The sequence below is a fragment of the Rathayibacter sp. AY1G1 genome, assembly GCF_002932095.1.
Classification (GTDB): domain Bacteria; phylum Actinomycetota; class Actinomycetes; order Actinomycetales; family Microbacteriaceae; genus Rathayibacter.
Genome location: NZ_PSUZ01000006.1, coordinates 24,479 through 42,442 on the forward strand (window position 1 = coordinate 24,479; position 17,964 = coordinate 42,442).

A 17,964-nucleotide genomic window follows, 5' to 3' on the forward strand; every position below is an offset into this window, starting at 1 on the left:
TCCCGGGGGCCTAGACCGTCTCGGCGCGCTTCTGCCGCGCGGGCTCGGCGGGGTCGGAGGGCCCGTTCCAGATCGAGACGATGCCCCAGACGACGGCCGCGATCGGCACGGCCAGCACGGCGCCGACGATGCCGGCGAGGACGGTGCCCACGGTCAGGGCGATCAGGACGATCAGCGGGTGCAGCTTCAGCGAGCGCGCCATCACGACCGGCTGGAGGAAGTTGCCCTCGAGCTGGTTGACCCCGATGACGACCAGGATCACGATCAGCGCGGCGACCGGGCCGTTGGCGACCAGGGCGACGAGAGCGGCGAGGATGCCGGCGGCCGTGGCTCCGACGATCGGGATGAACGCGGTGAGGAAGACGATGACGGCCAGCGGGATCGCCAGCGGCACCTGGATGATCGCCAGTGCGACTCCGATGCCGATCGCGTCGACCGCCGCGACGGTCGCCGTTCCGCGGACGTAGCCGCCCAGCACGTCGACCGTCTTGTGCCCGACGCGCTTGGCGCGCTCGTAGCCCGAGCCGGTGAAGGGGCGCAGGAGGAACTCCCAGATCTTCGGGCCGTCCTTCATGAAGAAGAAGAGCACCACGATCATCAGCACGAGGCCGGTGATGAAGTTCGCCGCTGCGGAGACGCCCGCGAGCGCGCCGTTGCCGAACGAGCTGGAGGTGAGGAAGTCGACGACCGACTGGCGGGCGGACTCGATCTGCTCGTCGGTGATCTGGAAAGGCAGGTGCTGCACGTAGTCCTGCAGCGAGGTGATGCCGTCGGAGGCGCTGCTGACCAGCTCGTCCCACTGGTTGCGGACCGCGACCGTGATCAGCCAGCCGACCGCGCCGAGGATCGCGAGCAGCCCGATCAGCGCCAGCCAGGTCGCGAGGATCGACGGCACGCCCTTGCGCCGCATCCACGCCAGGACCGGGTGGATCGCCGCGGCGAGGATGAGCGCGATCATCACGGGGATGAGCACCAGCGTGAGCTGCGTCATCGCGAAGACGAGCACCGAGGCCAGCAGGAGGACGATGACCACCTGGAGGCAGCGGGTGGCGAACCGGCCGAGGCCGTCGCTCCAGACCCGCCGCTGCGGATCGGGTGCGCTCGGCTGCGGCGCGGCGGCGCTGGTCGAGGAGTCGTTGCGGTCGAAGAAGCCCATGGAGGGACGGTATCGGCTCGGGCCGACCTGCCGTCCCTCCTTGACACCCCGGCCGCGCCGCGGCGATCCGGGGGTCAGAGACCGGCGGGCTTCTCCGGCGTGCGCAGCCAGGTGTCGAAGAAGTCCGCCAGGTCGGAGCCGGAGACGTTCTCGGCCAGGGCCTGGAAGTCGGCGGTCGTCGCGTTCGAGTAGCGGTTCTCGGAGGCCCAGCGCTTCAGCAGCACGCCGAACGCGTCCGCGCCGATCCGGTCGCGGAGGGCGACGAGGGTCAGGCCGCCGCGGGCGTAGACGGGCGCGTCGAAGAGGCCCGCGGCTCCGGGGTCGGCGACGGCGGTCGACCAGAACGGGTCGTCGGCGGGAGCGGCGGCGACCCGGGCGGCGGACTCGGTGACGCTCGCGCCGCCGGTGTGCTCCTCCCAGAGCCACTCGGCGTAGGTCGCGAAGCCCTCGTTCAGCCAGATGTCGGACCAGGTCTCCGGAGTGACGCTGTCGCCGTACCACTGGTGCGCGGTCTCGTGCGCGACGGTCGACTCGTCCGCGCCGCCGGAGTAGAACGAGCGGCCCTGGGTCTCGAGGGCGTAGCCGATCCGCTCGTCGTCGACCACGGCTCCGGCCGAGCGGAACGGGTACGGGCCGAAGACGGAGGAGAAGTAGTCGATGATCGCGCCCTGCTTCGCGAGCGCCGCCTCGGTGCGGGCGCGGGTGTCGCCGGTGATGTCCCGGTCGATCGCGTCGATGGTCGTCACGCCGCCCTGGGTGGAGCGGACCAGGTCGTAGTCGCCGATGTTCACCATGGCGAGGTAGCTCGCCATCGGGCTGGTCTCGACCCAGCGGGAGGTCGTCCACCCCTTCGAGGTGGTGGGGGAGCCGACCGGCAGGCCGTTCGCGACGACCGTCCGGCCCTCCGGGACCGTGATGCTGAAGGTGTAGCGCGCCTTGTCGGCGGGCGAGTCGTTGACGGGGTACCAGGTCGAGGCGCCGTCCGGCTCGCTGGCGACCAGGGCGCCGTCGTCCGTCGACCACCAGCCGAAGGGGGCCCCGGTGCCGTCGACGGGGTTCCCGGTGGTCCCGGCGTAGTCGATGCTCACCAGCGCGGGCAGGCCCTTCCGGAGGGTCCGGGCGGGCGTGACGGTCAGCTCGTCCCCCGACTGCGAGAACCGGGCGCCCCCGGCGTTGACGGTGACCTTCGAGACGGTGAGGCCGGTCAGGTCGAAGGAGAGCGAGCGCAGGTCCTTCTGGGGCGCGAGGGTGACCACGGCCCTGCCGCCGAGGGCCCGGGTCGCCGGATCGTACTTCAGGACGAGGCTGTAGGTGAGGGCGTCGAAGCCGCTGCTGCCGAGGCCGGGGAAGTACGGATCGCCGGCGCTGGTGCCCCCGTCGACGGCGCCCGCGCGGGCGGCGGGGGAGGCGATGGCGGCGGGTGCGAGGAGGAGGGAGGAGGCCACGAGCGCGCTGAGCGCGGCTGACGCACGGAATGTCATGTCCGCACGCTAGCGGGCGGGCGTTTCGTGCGCGTGTCGGCACCGTGCCGAGGAGAAGCCTCGTCGATCGACGGACGGGCGATGACGCTCCTGCCGGGGCGAGTCAGCTGCGGAATCCGTCGCGGCCACGGAGCATCGCACGGTGGAACTACCCATTCGAGCCGCCGGAGCCCCGCGGATCGTTGCGGCGGCGACGGATTCCGCACTACAGTCGCCGTGTTCATGCAGGTGCATGGGGTGCGGTACCCGAAGCCGCACTGCACCGCCCTGCTCGGAGCAGACGCCTCCGCCGGGAGGGATGACGATCCTCTCTCCCGGCGGGAGGCGGACCGGGCGGATCCGCCCGGCCGCCGCCGGCGCTACGCCGGGACGCGCACCGTCAGCCCGCCGGGCTCGATCCAGGTGCGGAACGCCGAGGTCGAGCCGAACGGATCGCCGTCGAGCTCGATCTCCTGCGCGTGCTCGAGGCGGACCGTGAGGTCGCGGCCCTTCACGTACCGCAGGGCCGACACCTCCTTGGTCAGGCCCATCAGCTTCTTGCCGACGACGCCGCTGCGGCGGAGCACGCCGTTCTCCCACACCACCTTGAAGATGATCTGCACCCAGCCGAAGAAGCCCTCGGGGCGCAGCAGGACGATGTCGAACTCGCCGTCGTCGACGGCCGCGTCCGGCAGCAGGAGGATGTTCGCCGGCAGGGCGCCGCAGTTGCCCACGATGATCGTGTGCGCGCGCACCTTGCGGGTCTTCGAGCCGTCGAGGCGGTAGCGGAACTCGAGCTGGTTCTTGTCGAGCAGGGCCTTCCGCAGCGCGTCCACGTAGGCGAGCCAGCCGGCCCGCTTCTTGAGGTCGTCGTCGGTGTTGGCGAGCATCTTCGCGTCGATCCCGAGGCCCGCCATCACGACGTAGGCGTGGCGGTCGCGGCCCGTGGAGGTCTCGATGTCGATCATCCCGACGTCGATCGCCCGGTCCTGTCCGGAGAACGCGACGGTCAGGGAGTTGTCGATGTCGTCGAGCGTGAGGTTCAGGTTGCGGGCGAGCAGGTTGCCGGTGCCGGAGGGCAGCAGCGCGAGCGAGGCGTCGGAGCCGCGGAGGGCCTCCGCCACGACGCGGACCGTCCCGTCGCCGCCGGCCGCGATCACGACGTCGGCGCCCGCGGCGAGGGCCTCCTTCGTCTGACCGGCTCCGGGGTCCTCGACGGAGGTCTCGTACCAGAGCGTCTCCTCCCAGCCGGCGGCCTCCTCGGCGCGCTTCACAGCGGCCTTCACCGACTCCAGGTCGACCTTGACGGGGTTGTAGACGAGCGCGGCACGGCGGCGCTCAGGCATCGTCGCGGCTCTCGTCGAGCTCGTCGCCGTTCTCGTCGACACGGCCCGGACGCACGGCGGCGTCCTCGCGGATGTCGATGCGGGTGTCGCCGGCCTCGGTGGTGGAGACCTCGATGCGCGGGGCCGCGTCGGCCTCCGTCGCCTTCGGGGCGCTGGTCAGCTGGTCGTGGCGGTCGTCCGCGCTCTGGTCGGTCATGCCTGGACGGTAGCAGCGGGCGATCCGCGCCCGCGCGGGCTTGCGTCAGCGGCTGCGTGCCGCCTGAAGACCCCAGAGCACGAGCGGGATCTGGAGCGGGAGGCGCAGCAGCGTGATCACCCGGGTCCGAGGCCGACGGGCGTCCCGCGCCATCTGCACGTTGCCGGGGAGGACGGCGGCCATCAGGGCGGCGGAGGCGAGACCGCCGGCCGCGCGGGTCCGCGGGTGCAGCGTCGCGGCCGCGCAGACCAGCTCCGCCGCTCCCGAGACGAGGACCCATCCGCGCGCCGAGCCGGGCATCCCTCGCGGGACGACCGCGTCGAAGGTCCGCGGGTGCACCAGGTGCACGACTCCCGAGACCGCCATCGCCGACACGAGCACGAGCGGGCCCGCGCCCAGGCGGCTCATCGGCCCTCCGCCCCGCGCTCGAGCGGAGCGACGTGGTCGAGGATCCGGCGCCACTCGCGCACGAGCGCCAGCCGGCCGGCCCCGTCGACCGTCACGGTGCGCGCCCGCGCGAGGCGGCCGCGGTACCAGCGGCCGTCCTCGGCGCTCGCCACCGGGTCCGCGTCGCCGTGGACCAGGAGCGTCTCGGCGGTCACCCGGTCGAGGTCGTCGGCCCAGGAGCCGTCGCGGAGCGCCGCGAGGTCGGTCGCGGCGCCGCTCGAGCCCTGCCGCCAGCCCTCGGCGAGCATCCGCTCCAGCCGGTTGCGCAGTCCGCCGTGGGTGGCGAGCACCGGGTCGTCGGAGTCGATCCCGAGCGCGTCCAGGCCCGGCTGCGTCTGCGGGAGGGCGGCGGCGATCGCGTCGGCGTCCTCTCCGCGGAGGGTCTCGCGCCGCTCCCACGCGCTGGTGGGGTGCACGATCACGCCGGCCTGCGGGGGCGCGGGGGTGCCGACCAGCGCGAGGCGGTCCACGAGGTCGGGGTGCCGGGCCGCGAGCGAGAGCGCGAACGCGCCGCCGGAGCCCCAGCCGACCACGCCGACGCTGCCGAAGCGGGCGCCCTCGACCATGCGGGCGGTGCGCTCGGAGCGGCGCAGGTACTCGGCGAGGTCGTCCGCGCGGTCCTCGACGCGGCCGTGAGCGGCGTCGACCGGGTCCGAGGCGCCGTAGCCGGGGCGGTCGAGGATCAGCAGGTGCAGACCCCACGGACCGGTGACGGTCGGGTCGGGGTCGAAGCCGCCCGCTCCGGGAGTGGGGTGGCAGAACACCACCAGCCGGTCGGCGACGGGATCGCCCGCCGCCGAGACGCCCATCCCGCGGCCGGACCGCAGCTCGAAACGGTGGTTCGCCATGTCGCCTCCCGGGTGCGCCGAGGGTCGGCGCGTCGCCCCCAGTCAAGCGGAGACGGCGGCCCGCGCGCTGGGCCTTGTGCCGGAGCGGGAGCAGTCGGACGCGTCCGGAGCGGGCGTGCTCGATGCGGGTGGTGCGACCGTCGTCAACCCCGGTGACGCGCCCTCCGCCGTCCGGTGGACTGGACGGTCCCTCGAGGAAGGACCACCCGTGATCCGCACAGCACTGCCCGCGACCGTCGACGACGTGGAGCTCGACCCGGTCGGCGACGACGGCTGGCGGGTCCGCGCCCGCACCGAGGACCCGCGGGAGCCGGAGGCCGTGCTCGGCTTCATCACGCCGGTCGACGGCGGCTTCGAGGCGCACCGCCTCGGGCTGCCGCAGGAGGACGTGACCTGCCCGTCGCTCGAGGACGCGCTCTCGAGGTACGTCGCCGAGGAGCCGCTGCCCGCGTGGATCCGCTCCGCCCGGACGGAACCGCGGACCGGCTTCCTCGGCGAGCGGGAGGTCGTGGTCGGCACCCCCGAGGCCGAGGGGGCGGGCCTCCTGGTCGTGCACGTCGACGGCGAGCTCGCCGGGCACGTCGTCGCGACCACCCCGATCGCCTTCGTCGCCGAGCGCGGCGACCTCCCGCCCCTCGTCGTCGAGTCGATGGACGGGCTCCTCGCGCTCGTCTCGGGACTGCGCCGGCAACCCCTGCCCCCCGCGGAGGTCGACCCCCGTGGCAGGCGGCCGGCCGCCGCCTAGCGTGCTGGGAGCGGGCCGGCACCGCCGCCGCCCCGCACCACGGACGACGAAGGGAATCACCATGACCGACTTCACCGACCGCACCGCGATCATCACCGGCGGCGCCGGAGGCATCGGCCTCGCGACCGCCCGCGCGCTCCTGGACGCCGGAGCCCGCGTCGTGCTGGTCGACATCGACCAGTCGGCGCTCGACGAGGCGGCCGCGGGCCTCGAGGCGGAGGGGCGCGTCCTCACCGTCCGCGCCGACGTCTCCGACCCCGACGACGTCGACCGCTACGTGAGCGCGACCGTCGACGCCTTCGGCGGGATCGACGTCTTCTTCAACAACGCCGGCATCGAGGGGAGGGTGGCGTCGATCGTCGACACGGCCCCCGAGGACTTCGACCGCGTCATCGGCATCAACCTGCGCGGTGCCTTCCTCGGGCTCCGCTCCGTGCTGCCGCGGATGATCGAGCAGGGGCGGGGCAGCGTGATCAACACCTCCTCCGTCGCCGGGCTCGACGGCGCCCCGGGCCTCAGCCCCTACGTCGCCTCGAAGCACGGGGTCGCCGGGCTCACCAAGAGCGCGGCCCTCGAGGTCGCGGGCACCGGCGTCCGGGTCAACTCGATCCACCCGTCGCCCGTGAACACGCGGATGATGCGCTCGATCGAGGCGGGCGGCGGCGACGCTGAGAAGCAGCGTGCCGCCTACGAGGCCGGGATCCCGCTCGGACGCTACGCCGAGGCCTCGGACATCGCCGCGCTGGTGCTCTTCCTCGCCTCGGACGAGAGCTCGTTCATCACGGGCGCCCAGTACCGGATCGACGGCGGGATGGGCGCCGGGCAGTAGCGGCGCGGGCCGGGCCGCGGGCGGGAGCCGTCGTCGCCGACGCACCGTCCGTTCGCCCGATGTTCACGTGACGCCGCGGAGGAGGGGAGCGAGGATGGGGGCGTGTCCCGTCGCCTCCTCCTCCCCGTCGCCGGCGTCCTCGCCGCGGCCCTCGCCGCCGGCGGGCTGACGCTCCTCGTCTGGACGATCGACGAGACGCCGTTCGCACGGCCCGACGCCGGCTTCGACCGTCTGACGAGCGAGGTCGCCGCGGTGCCCGGAGTCTCCCTCGATGGCGCCGAGCGCTGGGTCGAGGCGCCGGCGTTCGGCCCGCCGACCTCCTGGGTCGGGGTCGCGGTTGAGGAGCCGGCGCTCGCCGACGCCCTCGCGACGGCCTGCGCGACCGAGTACGCGGATCCGGTGCTGTGGTCGTTCCGGGCGACGTCCGCAGGCGGGAACACCCTCTCCTTCGCGGGCGCGGAGGAGCCGACCGCCGCGTGCCCCGCTCCCGCTGTCGACGCGTCGGCCCTGCTCGAGCGGATCGACGGGCTCGGCCGCGACCTGGAGCTGCACGCGTCGCTCCGCGAGGGGGCCTTCGCCCTCGACTCCTTGGAGGACGTCTCCGGCGGGCTGCCCGCGCTGCTCCCGATCGTCCGGGCGGCGGAGGACCTGCGGGACGCTGCGGGCGCGGAGCGGGGCGCCCCGGTCGAGATCTCCGGTCCCTGGGCCGCGATCACCGTCGGTCCCGGCGAGCAGGAGCGGACCGCCGCGCTGCTCACGACCCTCGTCGAGGAGCACGGCGTCACCGCCTACTGGGCGACCGAGGACGGCCTGCGGATCGTCGCGCCCGACGGCGGGCACGCCGCGATCGAGGCCGCTGTGCGCGACTCCGGGCTGCCGGTGGCCGACCGGTCCCTGCGCTTCGAGGCCGACGAGTCCTGACGCCGGGCGGCCGTGAACGGGTGCGGCCTGGCTCAGACCTCGGTGGCGGGTGCTCGACGGGCTCCCCGGCTCACGACGGGAGGCACCTCCAAGACGGGGACTGCACGCTTCATGAACCGGTCGAAGTCCGGAACAGTGAACGCGGCGTACCCGTGCTCGGGAGTGAACAGGAGCCCCATCCCGATCAGCTCCGCGCGGACCGATCCGAGCTGAGTGGACGCGCGCTCCAGAAGCGCCGCGACGTCGCCCGCTTTCTGGGGCTCTGGTCCGAGCTCCGCCATGGCTCGCATGTACGCGGTCTGAAGTGGACTCGCCCGATCGAGTCGCACGCGGAAGAAGGAGCTGTCCAGCTTCGCCTCGTAGGCCTCCCTCGCCAGTTCGACGTCCTCCCGGTGGATGCGATCGTTCTCAGCCACCGTCCAGACCTGGTAGCCCAGTTCCTGGATGAAAGAGGGGTATCCGGTCGTGATCTCGACTGCGAGTTCAACAGCGTCGTCGTCGTAGACCGCGCCCTCGGCCGCTGCCGGCTCTCGGAGAGCCGCTACCGCTTCGTCGTGATCGAGCGAGTCGATCCGCGGAAAGGTGAAGAGCCGCTCGGCGTACGATCTCGCATCGCCCACCAGCTCGGCGATCTGCGGAAGACCGGCACCGACGAACGTGACGGGGAGGCTCCGCTGCACGGTCTTGTGGATGGCTTGGATGAGCGCTTCGAGCTGCGGTGAGTCGAGGAACTGGACCTCGTCGATGAGCAGGACGATCCCCTCGCCCTGCTCGGCCGCCGCTTCACCCACGGCGACGAGGACGTCCGTCAGGTCCAGTCCGAGATCCCGATGATCGGCCACTCCTTCTGCCGGCGGTACATCCCATCCGATGGACCACTCGCCGTCCGCTCCGACAGACACCGCGAAGGCGCTCAAGACCGCGGCGGCGTGCCTCCCGCGGTCGGTCCATCTCGCGCGGGGAGACAGGCGGAGGAGTGCCGCCTTGAGCTGGGATGCCAGCACCTGGCGGAACCGGCCCTTGTCGTGCTTGACCGCCTCGAACTCGATCACTGTCCCCGTTCTCCTCCTGGGCGATCGTCCGGAAGCCGTTGAGAAGGACCGTCTTTCCGACGCCCCGCAGCCCCGTGATGATCATCGACTGGTTCGTGCGGCCCCGTCGCAGGCGCGTCAGCAGGGTGCGGAACGCCTGGGTCTGCTCGTCTCTGCCGATGAGGATCTCCGGTCGCGCTCCCGCGTTCGGCGTGTAGGGATTGTCGACGGCATCCATACGGGCCGGTTCAGGAGTCCTACTGTGCTTTATCCAGATCGAGTGAAGCGCAGTAAAACCATCGAACGGCGCCCGTCACGCGCGCCAGGCCGCCAGCTCCTCCGCAGCCGCCAGGACGCGGTGGGTCGGCGAGAGGTCGAGGACGCACGCGCCTGAGCGCCTGCGAGGCCCGGATCCCGCCTCCTGGACCCGCGACCCAGGGAACGCTGGCAGGATGTACGGGACGGTCGGTGCGCGAGAGCGCGCCGCACGGACGGCACCGCCCGCTGAGAGCGGCCCCGCCCGGCCCCGTCCCGCACACCTCCACCCGCTCCCGACAGCGCTCACAGCGCCGGAGCGACACATCACCGCGGCCCGACCGGGCGCGCGGTCGGACCCTGCGCCGCGCGCCCGCGTCCAGCCACTCCCTCCCGGAAGAACCGCATGAGAAACGCCAGAACCGCCAAGCCCGCCCGCCACCACCTCGAGCTCCCCAAGCCCAAGCCCCTCGAGAAGGGCGCCATGCGGATCACTCCGCTCGGCGGCCTCGGCGAGATCGGCCGCAACATGACCGTCTTCGAGCACAAGGGCAAGCTGCTCATCGTCGACTGCGGCGTCCTCTTCCCCGAGGAGAACCAGCCCGGCATCGACGTGATCCTCCCCGACTTCGCCGCGATCCGCTCGCGCCTGAAGGACATCGAGGCCATCGTCCTCACCCACGGCCACGAGGACCACATCGGCGGCGTGCCGTACCTCCTCAAGGAGCGCGGCGACATCCCGATCATCGCCTCGACCTTCACCCTCGCGCTGATCAGCGCGAAGCTGCAGGAGCACCGCATCACGCCGCGCACGCGCCCGGTGAAGGAGGGCGACCGGATCGACGCCGGCGTCTTCGACCTCGAGTTCCTCGCCGTGAACCACTCCATCCCGGACGGGCTCGCCGTCGCGATCCGCACCGAGGCCGGCCTCGTGCTGCACACGGGCGACTTCAAGATGGACCAGTTCCCACTCGACGGGCGCACCACCGACCTCCCCGGCTTCGCGCGCCTCGGCGACGAGGGAGTCGACCTGTTCCTGGTCGACTCCACGAACGCCGACGTCCCCGGCTTCGCGATCTCGGAGGGCGACCTCGCCCCCGCGATCGACCAGGTGTTCCGCACCGCGCCGCGCCGCATCGTCGTGTCCAGCTTCGCGAGCCACGTGCACCGCATCCAGCAGGTCCTCGACGCCGCGCAGCGCCACGGCCGCAAGGTCGCCTTCGTCGGCCGCTCGATGGTCCGCAACATGGGCATCGCCGCCGACCTGGGCTACCTCAAGATCCCGGCCGGCCTCGTCGTCGACATGAAGGTGCTCGAGAAGCTCCCCGCGACCGAGATCGTGATGATCTGCACCGGTTCGCAGGGCGAGCCGATGGCGGCGCTCTCGCGCATGGCCAACAAGGACCACATCATCGACATCGGCCCCGGCGACACCGTGCTGCTGGCAAGCTCGCTGATCCCCGGCAACGAGAACGCGATCTACCGGATCATCAACGCCTTCACCCGCTGGGGCGCCACCGTCGTGCACAAGGGCAACGCCAAGGTGCACGTCTCGGGTCACGCCAGCGCGGGCGAGCTCGCCTACTGCTACAACATCCTCCGCCCCACCGCGGTGCTCCCCGTGCACGGCGAGTGGCGCCACCTCACCGCGAACGCGGCGATCGCGACCCGCACCGGGATCGACGAGAAGGACGTCTTCGTCATCGAGGACGGCGTCTCGATCGACCTGGTGAAGGGCCGCTCGCGCATCAGCGGGCGCATCCCGGCCGACCAGATCCTGGTCGACGGCACCACGATGGGCGTCGCCACCGAGGACGCGATGAACGACCGCATCGTCCTCGCCGAGGAGGGGGCCATCACGGTCCTCGCCATCGCCGACCTCGACCGCGGCACGCTCGGCGAGCCGGTCGAGTTCTTCACCCGCGGCTTCGTCGAGGAGCCGGGCTGGAAGGCCAATGCGAGCAAGGCGATCGACGACGCCGTCCTGCAGGCCGCGGGCAAGCCGGTTGAGCTCGAGGCCATGGAGGCGCTGATCACGCGCACCCTCGGCCGCTGGCTGACCCGCCGCCACCGCCGGAACCCGGTCATCACCACCATCGTCGTCGAGGAGTAGGCGCCTTCCACGCCGCCCTCCGCCTCCGCTACCCCCTGCCCCGCGAGGCGCGGGCGGAGCAGAGTGGGAGGGTCGGCAGGTCGCCGACGCGAAGGGAGAGCGCCATGAGCACCGACCGCACCACGGGTGAGGACACCGAGAAGACCGAGGACCTCCCCGACGGCACCGGGACGGACACCTCCTCCGGTGGCGGCGACACCGACACCGTCTCCGGCGGCGAGCCGGACGAGCCCGCCGAGTAGGGCCGTGAACGACGAAGGCGGGACCGCGAGGTCCCGCCCTTCGTCGTTCCGCCGATCAGATCAGCGGGCCGTCGCTCTCGCTCGAGCGGCGGGTGACCTGCTCGCCGCTGGCCGGGTCGACGGCCGAGCGCGTGGTCGAGACGGCCTGGCGGCGGCGCGTCAGCAGGACCAGCCCGAGGATCAGGCCGACCGCTCCGGCCGCCATGAGGATGTAGCCGACCAGCTTCAGGTCGATCCCGGACACCTGCACGTCCACCGCGAAGGCGAGGACCGCGCCGACGACGAGGAGGAAGATCCCTGCTCCGATGCTCATTGCGTGCTCCTTCTGACTGCCGCCGGAGCGCACGCGGGAAGCGCGCAGGGGCACCGGCGATCGCCCCACGGTAGACCCCGGGTCCGGCGGCCCCCAGGCCTTCCGGCGGGAGCCTCCGGGGGTGTAGGGCGGTGCCGGGTCAGCGGTCGGAGACGCGGAGCATCACGCGGGTGCGGTCGGCGCGGGTGACCAGGCCCTCGATCAGGAGGAACACGCGGTACTCGAGCCGGTACTTCGCCAGGAACACGCGGCCCAGGCGCTCCACCTCGCCGGGGTCGGCGTCGATCTCCGCGGCGGCCTCGACCGGCACCGCGTAGTCGGAGACGCGGCCGCGGCGGTCGCACGGGACGAGGGTCACCCGCGCGTCGTTGCGGAGGCGCTTCACCTTGCCGCTGCGGCGGGGAGTGGTGACGATCAGCTCGTCGCCGTCGCGGGCGATCCAGACCGGGGTCGAGACGGCGTCCCCGGACTTCCGGAACGTGGTGAGCGAGACGAAGCGCTCGTCGGCGAGAGCGGTGAGGTCCTGGGAGAGGGGCATGTCCGAAGTAGAGCGGCCGGGAGCGGTCACCGCAAGCCTCCGTGGCACCTCGATCCGCCCCCGTAGGGTGGAGTGATGACCGACGCGACGCCTCTGATCGGCCCGACCGAGGCGCCCGATCTGCACGTGATGACCTACAACATCCGCCGGCGGATGCCGCGCCTCACCTCCCGCGCCGTCGACCAGTGGGACCGGCGGCGCCCGCTCGTCCAGCGGGTGCTGGAGCAGGAGCGCCCCTCGATCCTCGCCGTGCAGGAGGCGCTGCCGGACCAGTCGGCCGCCGTGCACGAGGCGCTGGGCTCCTCCTTCGAGGCGATGGGCTTCGGCCGGGACGCGGACCGCGGCGGCGAGCGCGTGATGCTCTTCGTCGACCGCAGCCGCTACGCCGTCCGGCACTGGACCCAGATCGCCCTCTCGGACACCCCGGACGTCGCCGGCTCGCGCAGCTGGGGCAACCGCATCCCGCGCACCGCCGTGATCGCGGAGCTGACCGATCACGCGACCAGCCGCGAGCTCACCGTGATCTCGACCCACTTCGACCACATCTCGCGGCGCTCGCGCCAGCGCTCCGCCGAGCTGATCGCCCGCCGCGTCCTCGAGCTCGGACGCCCCGCGATCGTCATGGGCGACACCAACACCGACGTCGACACCGTCCCCTACCGGACGATCCTCGACGAGGGCCGCCTCGCGGACGCGTGGGAGACGGCGGAGAAGCACCTCACCCACTCGTGGAGCACCTTCTCGAACTACCGCGCGCCGGCGCCGGGCAAGCGGATCGACTGGCTGCTCGTCAGCGAGGGCGCGTTCGAGGTCGTCTCCGCCGGGATCAACGCCGTCCGCTACGGGGGAGCGGCGCCCTCCGACCACGAGCCGGTCCAGGCCGTGCTGCGCTTCACGAGCCCGTGAGCGGCTCCGCCCTCGTCGAGACCTTCCTCGAGCCCCCGCGCACCCGCGGGGAGTGGACGGCCGACGGCATCCGCGCGATCGGGGCGGCGAGCATCGTGGCGGCCGCGATCGGCTGGGACCTGGTCGACGTGGCGGTGCTCGCGCTCGCGGCGATCGGGCTGGTGCTGCCGCGCTTCCTCGGCATCCGTCCGGCGCTCGACGCCCTCTTCGGGCTCGCGCTGCTCGTGGCGTCCTGGAGCAGCGTCCTCGGCCTCTACGAGGCCTGGCCGCAGTGGGACCTGGTCGTGCACTGCGTGCTCAACGGGCTGATCGCCGCGGTGGCCTACATCGTCGCCGCGCGGGCCGGAGTCGTGCCGGCGGTCGCGGGCGATCGCGGGCCGCTGCTCCCGGCGGTCGTGCTCTGCGCCTGCTTCGGGACGACGGCGGGCGTCCTGTGGGAGTGGGGCGAGTGGGCGGGGCACCGCTTCATCGACTCCTCGATCTTCGTCGGCTACGAGGACACGCTGGGCGACCTCGCCGCCGGCGCGCTGGGCTCGATCCTCGCCGGCGCGCTGATGCGCTTCTGGTCCGCGAAGTCCCGGGTGGTCGGACCGGGCGCCTCGCGCGGCGTCGGAGGTGCGGCGTAGCCTGTCCCGCATGTGCGGCCGCTTCGCGATGGACTCCGAGACCGATGAGCTGATCCGCGAGTTCGTCGCCGCGGGCGGGCGCGCCGAGGACTGGGCGCCCGACTACAGCGTCGCTCCCACCGACGTCGCGCCGATCGTGCGCGAGCGGCTCCACGACGGCGAGCGGGAGCGCGAGCTCGAGCTCGCGTCCTGGGGCTTCACCCCGTCCTGGTCGAAGGGCAGGGGGCCCTCGCCGATCAACGCGCGCCTCGAGTCGGTCGCGACGAACGGCCTGTTCCGCGGGGCGTTCGCCAAGCAGCGCGCGATCGTGCCGATGCGCGGGTACTACGAGTGGGAGGCCCGCGCCGACGGCAAGCAGCCCTGGTTCCTGCAGGGCGAGGAGCCGATCCTCGCCGCGGCCGGCCTCTACACGGCCCGCAAGGAGGGCGACGACTGGCGCGTCTCCTTCACGATCATCACCCGCGAGGCGCGCGACGCCTCCGGCGAAGTGCACGACCGGATGCCCGTGTTCCTCACGCCCGACGTGCGCGACGCCTGGCTCGACCCGGCTCCGCTCGCCTCCGCCGAGGAGATGCTCGCCACCCTCGACCGGGCGTCCGTCGCGATGGCCTCGACCGTCACGGCCCACCCGGTCGACCGCCGCGTGAACAACTCCCGCACCGTCGACCGCCGCGACCCGGGCCTGCTGACGCCGGTCGCCTGAGGCCGTTCGCTCGGAAGGCGCGGGACGATCCGCGCGATCTGCGGAACCCCCCGGGCGAGGGCGGACGACGGGTGGTGGGTGGACCGGAGAGCACGGGAGGGGCGGAGCCGCGGCCCCGCCCCTCCCGGGCGTCCTACTTCGTGCCGGCGTGACCCGGGAACGGCTTGCCGTTCAGCGAGACCTCGTCGGGGTCGACCTCGACGTCGCCCACGTCGTCCGGGCCGCCCGTGCCGGGCACGGCCTTCACCTCGGCCGAGCCGGAGACCTCGGTGCGGCTCTCCGCCGGATCCGAGTCCTGCTTGGCCTCGGTCTCGCGCTCGCTGCCGGGCGACTCCGAGATGTCCTTCTCGATGGTCTCGCTCTCGGAGGAGGTGGCGGGAGCCGCCCCGTCCGGCTTGCCGATGGTCGAGCCCTGGTCGTCCTGCTCCGTGCGGTCCTGGTCCATGTCGTCGCCTTTCGTCGGGACCTCCGACGCTACGTCGGGGCGCGCGCGGGGGCACCCGCTTGACAGCCCGGCCGGGGGAGGGCGGCGTGCAGGGTCGACGTACTACCCTGGGTCGACGGTCGCACCGGGGGGCGCGGCACACCCGCCGCCGACCGCGAGGAGGACTTGTGGCATCCCACCGGACAGGCGACACCCGCATCGTCGGGACGACGGTCGACGGCCGGTACACGATCGAGGAGCTCATCGGCCGCGGCGGCATGGCCACGGTCTACCGGGCGAGAGACGGCGTCCTCGGCCGCTCCGTCGCGCTGAAGATGTTCGCCCCCGGCATCGACGACGCCCAGGACCTGCAGCGCAAGGCGTCCGAGATCCGGCTGCTCGCGGCGCTCAACCACCCCGCCCTCGTCACCCTCTACGACGCGCACGACGGCGGCGACGACACCAACGGCCAGGCCTACATGGTGATGGAGCTCGCCGAGGGCCCGAGCCTGTCCGAGCGGCTCGCCGAGGGCCCGGTCGCGCCGAACGACGTCGCCTCGATGGCGGGCGACCTCGGCGAGGCCCTGCACACGGTCCACGCGGCCGGAGTCGTGCACCGCGACGTGAAGCCGTCGAACGTGCTGCTCGTCCCGAGCCCGCTGACGAGCCGCGAGTTCCGCCCGAAGCTGGCCGACTTCGGCATCGCCTCCCTCATCGACGCGACGCGGATCACCGCGCCCGGCACCCTCATCGGCACCGCCGCCTACCTCAGCCCCGAGCAGGCGCACGGCGACCCGGTCACCTCGGCGAGCGACATCTACTCCCTCGGCCTGGTGCTCCTGGAGTCGCTGACCGGCCGCCGCCCGTTCACGGGCTCGGCGATCGAGGTCACGCTCGCCCGCCTGCTCCGCGACCCCGAGGTGTCGGAGTCGCTCGGCAGTGGCTGGACCTCGCTCCTGACCGCGATGACGCGGCGCGAGCCCGGCGAGCGTCCCGCCGCGCTGCAGGTGGCGGAGTCGGCGCGCCGCCTGATCGATCCGCGGCGCGACTCCCCGCCGGCGGCCATCGTCGTGCCCGACGTTCCCGCCACCCGGGTGATGTCGACGGAGCCGCTCGCCGAGACCGAGCCGATCACACGGGCGGAGGCGCTCGATCCGACCCGCCGGCTCGCGGCCGACGCGTACCCGGCCACGGAGGCGATCGCTCCGACGCAGCGCTTCACCGCGACCGAGCGGATCGCTCCGGCACCGCGGACCGCTCCGGCGCCGCAGACCGCTCCGGCGCCGCTCCGCCCCGCGGCCGCCCCTCCGCAGCGCCGCGGCCCGAGCCCGTGGCTGATCGTGCTGGTGCTCGCGCTGGTCGCGGTCGCCGTCGGGCTCGCGATCATCCTGATCGACGGTCCCCAGTCGCCTCTGCCGCAGGTGGACGGCGAGCTGGGCGACCACCTCCGTCAGCTGCGCGAGAGCATCCGCTCGTGAGGGGCCTCAGACTGCGCGCCGCCGGCGCCGTGCTCGCCTCGGTCCTGCTGCTGAGCGGATGCTCCTCCGCGCCGCAGGGCATCGACGAGGGCACCGCCCAGACCCTCGACGACGCGGTGGTGGCCGTCGCCGAGAAGGCCTCGGCCGACGACTACCAGGGCGCTCTCACCGAGCTCGCCTCGCTGCAGTCGGCGCTCGACGCCGCGCTCGCCGAGGACTCCGTCAGCTCCGACCGCGCAGCGACGGTGCAGGCGCAGGTCGACGTCGTCCGCGCCGACCTCGAGGCCCTGATCGCGGGAGCCCCGGAGCCGGCGCCGGCCGAGACGACCGCCCCGGCTCCCGAGGAGACGACCCCGGTCGAGGAGGAGCCGGAGGACACGCCGGCCCCCGTCGAGACCGAGGACGACCCCGCCCCCTCGCCCGAGGAGTCGGAGCCGGAGGAGACGCCGACCGAGCCGGAGGAGCCCGCGGAGGAGACCCCGGCCGCTCCCGGCGACGACGCTCCGGGGAACAGCGGCGACGCTCCGGGGAACAGCGGTGGCGCACCCGGCAACAGCGGGAACGCTCCCGGCAACGGCAACGGCAACGGCAACGGCAACGGCAACGGCAACGGCAACGGCAACGGCAACGGCAACGCGGGCGGCAACGGCCCGGGCGCTCGCGGTGCGGCGACCGGCGTCGGCGCCCCCGCGGGCAGCGGTGCCGCACCCGGGGCCGCGAAGGGCCCCGGCGGCCGCTAGAGCGCTATTCCTGGGTCGAGAGCACGGCGAACGCGGCGTCGAGCTCGACGTCCACGTCCGTGCCGTCCTCGCGGGTGACCTCCACCTCGAAGGCGTGGTCGGCGTCGTCGCTGCGCTCGGCCTCGGTGACGGTCCCGGAGCCGACGGCGCCCAGCGCCGCCTCGCTCGCGCGGGCGAGGTCGTCGCCGGTGAGGTCGTCCGGGTCCACGGCGGCCGTGGTCGGGTCGCCGGCAGGCACGCCGTCGTCGCCGGAGCCGGCCTGGAGGGCGCGGTCGTCGGGGTCCACGGACACGACGGCGAAGGAGTCGTCGAGGCGCACCTCGTACTCGAGGCCGGCGCGGTCGGTCAGGTCCAGCTCGTAGCCGGTGGCGCCGTCGTCGTCGCGCTCGGCCGAGGTGACGGTCCCGCCGCCGATCTCGGCGAGCGCGGCCTCGCTCGCGCGGTCCAGGTCGCTGCCGGTGAGGGAGTCGGACCCCTCGAAGCCGTCGGTCGCCGCGTAGGCGATGCCCGTCCCGGCTCCGATCAGCACGACCGCTCCGGCGATCCCGGCGATGATCTTCGTCTTCTTCTGCACGATGGCTCCGTCCCGGCGCCGCTCGTCGACGCCTCCAGCACTCTCGCGGTCGGGCGCTGAAGCAGGCCTGAAG

At 73.2% G+C, this 17,964-nt stretch carries 21 protein-coding genes and 1 pseudogene; 10 read left to right on the plus strand and 12 right to left on the minus strand.

Annotated features, from left to right (window positions below; all coding sequences use genetic code 11):
• Positions 1–10 precede the first annotated feature (10 nt).
• The 6 genes from C5C36_RS04620 to C5C36_RS04645 all read right to left on the minus strand — a co-directional run bounded on the left by C5C36_RS04620 (position 11) and on the right by C5C36_RS04645 (position 5,453).
• Positions 11–1,156, minus strand: a complete 1,146-nt coding sequence (locus C5C36_RS04620) for an AI-2E family transporter (RefSeq protein WP_104226105.1) — start codon at positions 1,154–1,156, stop codon at positions 11–13.
• Between the two features lie 74 nt (positions 1,157–1,230).
• Complete coding sequence (locus C5C36_RS04625; protein WP_104257996.1) at positions 1,231–2,637, minus strand: M1 family metallopeptidase; 1,407 nt, start codon at positions 2,635–2,637, stop codon at positions 1,231–1,233.
• Between the two features lie 359 nt (positions 2,638–2,996).
• Positions 2,997–3,962 (minus strand): diacylglycerol kinase family protein, encoded by a 966-nt coding sequence (locus tag C5C36_RS04630; protein ID WP_104222931.1) that lies wholly within the window; start codon positions 3,960–3,962, stop codon positions 2,997–2,999.
• Positions 3,955–4,158, minus strand: a complete 204-nt coding sequence (locus C5C36_RS04635) for a multidrug transporter (RefSeq protein WP_104222930.1) — start codon at positions 4,156–4,158, stop codon at positions 3,955–3,957. The genes C5C36_RS04630 and C5C36_RS04635 overlap by 8 nt, the downstream gene beginning before the upstream one ends.
• Positions 4,159–4,203: 45 nt before the next feature.
• Positions 4,204–4,566, minus strand: coding sequence for a hypothetical protein (locus tag C5C36_RS04640; protein WP_104222929.1), 363 nt, complete (start codon positions 4,564–4,566; stop codon positions 4,204–4,206).
• On the minus strand, positions 4,563–5,453 hold the full coding sequence (locus tag C5C36_RS04645; protein WP_104246947.1) for an alpha/beta fold hydrolase: 891 nt from the start codon (positions 5,451–5,453) through the stop codon (positions 4,563–4,565). The genes C5C36_RS04640 and C5C36_RS04645 overlap by 4 nt, the downstream gene beginning before the upstream one ends.
• Positions 5,454–5,661: 208 nt before the next feature.
• On the opposite strand from C5C36_RS04645, the gene C5C36_RS04650 reads away from it, so the two are divergent.
• The 3 genes from C5C36_RS04650 (at position 5,662) to C5C36_RS04660 (ending at position 7,948) form a co-directional block, all read left to right on the plus strand.
• Positions 5,662–6,198, plus strand: a complete 537-nt coding sequence (locus C5C36_RS04650; protein ID WP_104309345.1) for a hypothetical protein — start codon at positions 5,662–5,664, stop codon at positions 6,196–6,198.
• Between the two features lie 61 nt (positions 6,199–6,259).
• Positions 6,260–7,027 carry an SDR family NAD(P)-dependent oxidoreductase gene (locus C5C36_RS04655; protein ID WP_104226110.1) on the plus strand — a complete coding sequence of 256 codons (768 nt, stop codon included), beginning with the start codon at positions 6,260–6,262 and terminating at the stop codon, positions 7,025–7,027.
• 102 nt (positions 7,028–7,129) lie between these two features.
• A complete protein-coding gene (locus C5C36_RS04660; RefSeq protein WP_104309346.1) occupies positions 7,130–7,948 on the plus strand; it encodes a hypothetical protein in 819 nt (272 codons plus the stop codon).
• A 32-nt stretch (positions 7,949–7,980) separates the two neighbouring features.
• Here C5C36_RS04660 and C5C36_RS04665 read toward each other — a convergent pair whose 3' ends face one another.
• Both C5C36_RS04665 and C5C36_RS17975 read right to left on the minus strand, forming a co-directional pair.
• Positions 7,981–9,000 carry an ATP-binding protein gene (locus C5C36_RS04665; protein WP_258072201.1) on the minus strand — a complete coding sequence of 340 codons (1,020 nt, stop codon included), beginning with the start codon at positions 8,998–9,000 and terminating at the stop codon, positions 7,981–7,983.
• Between the two features lie 70 nt (positions 9,001–9,070).
• A pseudogene (locus C5C36_RS17975) lies at positions 9,071–9,217 on the minus strand (ATP-binding protein); the annotation flags it as partial.
• A 423-nt stretch (positions 9,218–9,640) separates the two neighbouring features.
• Between C5C36_RS17975 and C5C36_RS04670 the strand changes: the two are divergent.
• Positions 9,641–11,347, plus strand: a complete 1,707-nt coding sequence (locus tag C5C36_RS04670) for a ribonuclease J (RefSeq protein WP_104222925.1) — start codon at positions 9,641–9,643, stop codon at positions 11,345–11,347.
• A 104-nt stretch (positions 11,348–11,451) separates the two neighbouring features.
• A complete protein-coding gene (locus tag C5C36_RS17495) occupies positions 11,452–11,589 on the plus strand; it encodes a hypothetical protein (RefSeq protein WP_159940924.1) in 138 nt (45 codons plus the stop codon).
• Positions 11,590–11,644: 55 nt separating this feature from the next.
• Here the strand turns inward: C5C36_RS17495 and C5C36_RS04675 are convergent, their stop codons facing one another.
• Positions 11,645–11,902 (minus strand): DUF6458 family protein, encoded by a 258-nt coding sequence (locus C5C36_RS04675; RefSeq protein ID WP_104222924.1) that lies wholly within the window; start codon positions 11,900–11,902, stop codon positions 11,645–11,647.
• A gap of 139 nt (positions 11,903–12,041) precedes the next feature.
• Positions 12,042–12,440 (minus strand): PPOX class F420-dependent oxidoreductase, encoded by a 399-nt coding sequence (locus C5C36_RS04680; RefSeq protein WP_104238818.1) that lies wholly within the window; start codon positions 12,438–12,440, stop codon positions 12,042–12,044.
• Between the two features lie 75 nt (positions 12,441–12,515).
• Between C5C36_RS04680 and C5C36_RS04685 the strand changes: the two genes are divergently transcribed.
• The 3 genes from C5C36_RS04685 to C5C36_RS04695 are packed head-to-tail and all read left to right on the plus strand — an operon-like array spanning position 12,516 to position 14,675.
• The gene (locus C5C36_RS04685) at positions 12,516–13,346 is read left to right on the plus strand and encodes an endonuclease/exonuclease/phosphatase family protein (RefSeq protein ID WP_104309347.1); all 831 of its coding nucleotides are present in this window, start codon (positions 12,516–12,518) and stop codon (positions 13,344–13,346) included.
• Positions 13,343–13,972: a hypothetical protein gene (locus C5C36_RS04690; RefSeq protein WP_104226114.1), complete on the plus strand. Its 630-nt coding sequence runs from the start codon at positions 13,343–13,345 to the stop codon at positions 13,970–13,972. The genes C5C36_RS04685 and C5C36_RS04690 overlap by 4 nt, the downstream gene beginning before the upstream one ends.
• A gap of 10 nt (positions 13,973–13,982) precedes the next feature.
• Positions 13,983–14,675: an SOS response-associated peptidase gene (locus tag C5C36_RS04695; protein ID WP_104309348.1), complete on the plus strand. Its 693-nt coding sequence runs from the start codon at positions 13,983–13,985 to the stop codon at positions 14,673–14,675.
• A 133-nt stretch (positions 14,676–14,808) separates the two neighbouring features.
• On the opposite strand, the gene C5C36_RS04700 is transcribed toward C5C36_RS04695, so the two are convergent.
• Positions 14,809–15,120, minus strand: coding sequence for a hypothetical protein (locus tag C5C36_RS04700; RefSeq protein ID WP_104222919.1), 312 nt, complete (start codon positions 15,118–15,120; stop codon positions 14,809–14,811).
• 167 nt (positions 15,121–15,287) lie between these two features.
• Between C5C36_RS04700 and C5C36_RS04705 the strand changes: the two genes are divergently transcribed.
• Positions 15,288–16,577 carry a serine/threonine-protein kinase gene (locus C5C36_RS04705; protein ID WP_104309349.1) on the plus strand — a complete coding sequence of 430 codons (1,290 nt, stop codon included), beginning with the start codon at positions 15,288–15,290 and terminating at the stop codon, positions 16,575–16,577.
• Positions 16,574–17,317 (plus strand): hypothetical protein, encoded by a 744-nt coding sequence (locus tag C5C36_RS17500; protein ID WP_181133774.1) that lies wholly within the window; start codon positions 16,574–16,576, stop codon positions 17,315–17,317. The genes C5C36_RS04705 and C5C36_RS17500 overlap by 4 nt, the downstream gene beginning before the upstream one ends.
• Before the next feature lie 4 nt (positions 17,318–17,321).
• On the opposite strand, the gene C5C36_RS04715 is transcribed toward C5C36_RS17500, so the two are convergent.
• The gene (locus C5C36_RS04715; RefSeq protein ID WP_104226118.1) at positions 17,322–17,891 is read right to left on the minus strand and encodes a PepSY domain-containing protein; all 570 of its coding nucleotides are present in this window, start codon (positions 17,889–17,891) and stop codon (positions 17,322–17,324) included.
• Positions 17,892–17,964: the final 73 nt, after the last annotated feature.